The organism is Parvibaculum sp. (genome assembly GCF_030694575.1).
Lineage (GTDB): Bacteria > Pseudomonadota > Alphaproteobacteria > Parvibaculales > Parvibaculaceae > Parvibaculum.
Genome location: NZ_JAUYUS010000091.1, coordinates 1 through 3,068, shown reverse-complemented (window position 1 = coordinate 3,068; position 3,068 = coordinate 1). Strand labels below are relative to the sequence as shown.

General features: G+C 65.8%; 2 protein-coding genes. Both read left to right on the top strand.

Translation table 11 applies throughout. The features are described from left to right. Positions 1-715: aminotransferase class III-fold pyridoxal phosphate-dependent enzyme (locus Q8S60_RS12440; RefSeq protein WP_305668597.1), on the top strand; the 715-nt coding region annotated here is incomplete at its 5' end. 476 nt (positions 716-1,191) lie between these two features. Beyond that, on the top strand, positions 1,192-2,826 hold the full coding sequence (locus Q8S60_RS12435) for a hypothetical protein (RefSeq protein WP_305275755.1): 1,635 nt from the start codon (positions 1,192-1,194) through the stop codon (positions 2,824-2,826). The last annotated feature ends 242 nt before the right edge of the window (positions 2,827-3,068 follow it).

Below are 3,068 nucleotides of genomic sequence, written 5' to 3'. Positions count from 1 at the left end.
CATGGTCGAATTGCACGACGCATCGACCATCGCCGCCGTCATCGTCGAGCCGATGGCGGGCTCGACCGGTGTGCTGCCGCCGCCCGTCGGCTATCTGAAGCGGCTGCGCGAATTGTGCGATAAACACGGCATCCTTTTGATTTTCGACGAGGTCATCACCGCCTTCGGACGGCTCGGCCATGCGACGGCATCGGAACGCTTCGGCGTTACGCCGGACATCATGACGTTTGCGAAAGGCATCACGTCCGGCACAGTGCCGATGGGCGGTTGCGTCGTCAGGAAGCATGTCTACGACGCCTTCCAGACGGGCCCCGATCATGTGATCGATCTCTTTCATGGCTACACCTATTCGGGACATCCGCTTGCCGCCGCCGCCGCGCTCGCGACGCTCGATCTCTATCGCGACGAGGGATTGTTCGAACGCTCGCGCAAGCTCGAACCCTACATCGCGCAAGCCGCGATGAGCCTTAAGGGACACGCGCTGCTGCAGGACATCCGCACCATCGGCTTCGTCGCCGCGTTCGATCTCGCACCTGTCGAGGGACTGCCCGGCAAGCGCGGTTTCGATGCGATGAGAGTGGCGTTTCACGAGGAAAACATGATGGTCCGCGTCTCCGGCGACACCATCGCCGTGTCGCCGCCGCTGATCGCGGAGGAGAAGCATCTCGACGAGATTTTCGAGAAGTTCGGGCGCGTTCTGGACAAGGTTTCCTGACGGATAACGGGTCGTTTTGCGGGCGGGGACAAGGCGACTTGTCCCCGTTTTTGCGCCCGCTGTCATCGAACTGTCATGAATGTGTCATAAGGCGTTTCGGGCACCGCGAAAGAGAGATGCCGGCGGGGGCGGGAATAAGGCCGGAGAGCGGCTCGCGCCTATTATTTTCGACAGGCCGACCCATTCGCTCCCATAACACCGGGGATAAACCGGCCCGCCGTCCGATCCACCGCCGCGACGCCGGACGGCGCGCGAAAATATATCCGTACACGGACAGACTGAAACTTATGGAACCTAACCCGCGCGCGTGACCTCATCGACCCGGAAAATGCGCCCGCGCGGCTCCCCGCGAAGAGATTTTAGTTTTCCGTTAACCACGCCCGCCCCTAGATTGATACCGGTGCCGGGGCACAGGGGCGGGAACTTCTGCGCACAGCCGGACCACCATACAACCTGACGATGCGAAGGATCGCGTCATGGCGATACCTGAGCGGCGCCGCTGCGCCGCTATCGGCTATGCGCTCGTCTGCGGGGTCTTGTCCGGGCTCGTTACAATGCCCGCCCATGCCGCATTCGACGGCGTTCCCGACGCGGCGATTTTCGCCGATCACTTCGCCGTGCTCGAAGATCACGAGCGCGCGCTCGAAGGCGCGCCCGCGGGACGGCCGAAGCCGCCGTCGATCTCGACCTTCGTGCTGGCGCCGCCCGTGAAATCGCTGCCGCCGCTGCCGGACATTCACGAGGTGAAGGGCATCGAGCCGCGCGTCCTGCTCGAGAAATCGGAATGCCTCTACTGCACGCCCGGCGCCGCGGCTGCGGCCACGGGCGTTCCCGTCGGCGTCTTCGAAAACGCATTGCGCCTCGCGGCCGAACAGGGCTGGCGCGCCGGCTACGACGAAATGCGCGCCGCCGCCCCGCGCGCCGCGCCGCCGCATCTCGACGAACCGGAAGCGCGTGAGGCCTACTATCTGCGCTACATCCGCCGCATCGTGCATGGCTGGCAGGTGGCGGTGGTCCATACGCTGCAGGCGAAGGGGCGCGTGACGGAGGCAGACGCCGAACGCTACCTCGCCGTGCTGCGCCGGACCATGCCGCCTTCGGGCGCGAGGCCCGACGCGCCACAGCGGATGCGGACGGGCTGGGTGTCCGACAAGGAGATGGACTGGCTCGACCGCCGCGCGGGCACGGCGCGGCAGCCGAAGAAGCGCCTCGCCGACAAGGACGCCAAACGGATCGCGGAACGCTTCACCCAGCCGACCGAAGAGCCGAAGGCCGAAAACGAGGGCATCGAGGGCAACAGCAACATCATTCCCTTCGCGCGGATCGCGACCGGCTATGCGGACGACGTGCTGCTCGGCGGCGCCCGCGCCTTCCTGCCCGCCGATGTGCAGGTATGGAGCCGGACGGGCGGCCAGTGGACGCTCGACGCGGCGAAGCAGCGCGTTGCGGTGAGCGGCGGCATGGCCTGGCCGCTCGACGAGGCGACGAAGATCGGCGCGACGGCGACCTGGGGGCGCGGCTGGCGCGACAACGCGAAACCCTGGGGCAGCGAAACCCTGCTCGTCTCGCCCTTCGTCTCCCATGCGATGAGCGACCATGTGCATCTGCGCGCCTATGGCGGCGCCGGCTACCGCTCGGATCATGTCGACCTCGCGAGCCAGGGGCTCGACTACAGCGGCAGCAGCCTCTTTTCCGGCGCGAGCATCGAGGGCGCGTGGCAGTTCGGTGCGCTGCGCTTCAAGCCCGCCGGGCATCTGAGCCTGACACGGCTGCAGGTGACGTCGGACGACGCGTCGGGCGAGGCGCGGTCCCGCGGCCGCGCGACCTACAAGAACGGCTTCACCTACCGCCTGCCCGAAACGCGCTTCTTTTCGCGGATCGAACCTTTCGCGACTGTCGAGACGCACTGGACCTTCGACCGGATCGACCGCGAGGCGGGCTATGCCAATGTTCCGCTGAAGAGCGAATTCAGCGGCGACATCGAGAGCGGCCTGCTGCTGAAGGCGCTGGACAATCTGATCGACGCGCGGCTTGCGACGGGCGTCGAGGATATCGGCGAGACGGGGGCGATGAACTATATGGTGACGGGGCGGGTGAAGTTTTCGTTCTGAGCTTGCGTTCGAGGCAGCGACCCCGCCCCGAAATTTTTGTCGCTTGCGCTCACCAATTGTCGACCCTCCCACCGGGGGAGGGTGGGAAGAGGAGTTCGCCTTACGCGGCCGGTTTGTGGAACTGGATGTGCGCGGGCGGTTTGGAGAAGGCGGGTTTTTCCGCTTTCAGCGCGGCGAGCGCCGCTTCGCGGTCGGCCTCGGTAAAGCTGCCGGTCGTCAGGCAGAATTCCACGAAATTGCCG

What these genes read in the sequence shown, in the direction of transcription:
- Q8S60_RS12435 (WP_305275755.1), top strand. Translation starts at nt 1,192, where the DNA reads ATGGCGATACCTGAGCGGCGCCGCTGCGCCGCTATCGGCTATGCGCTC.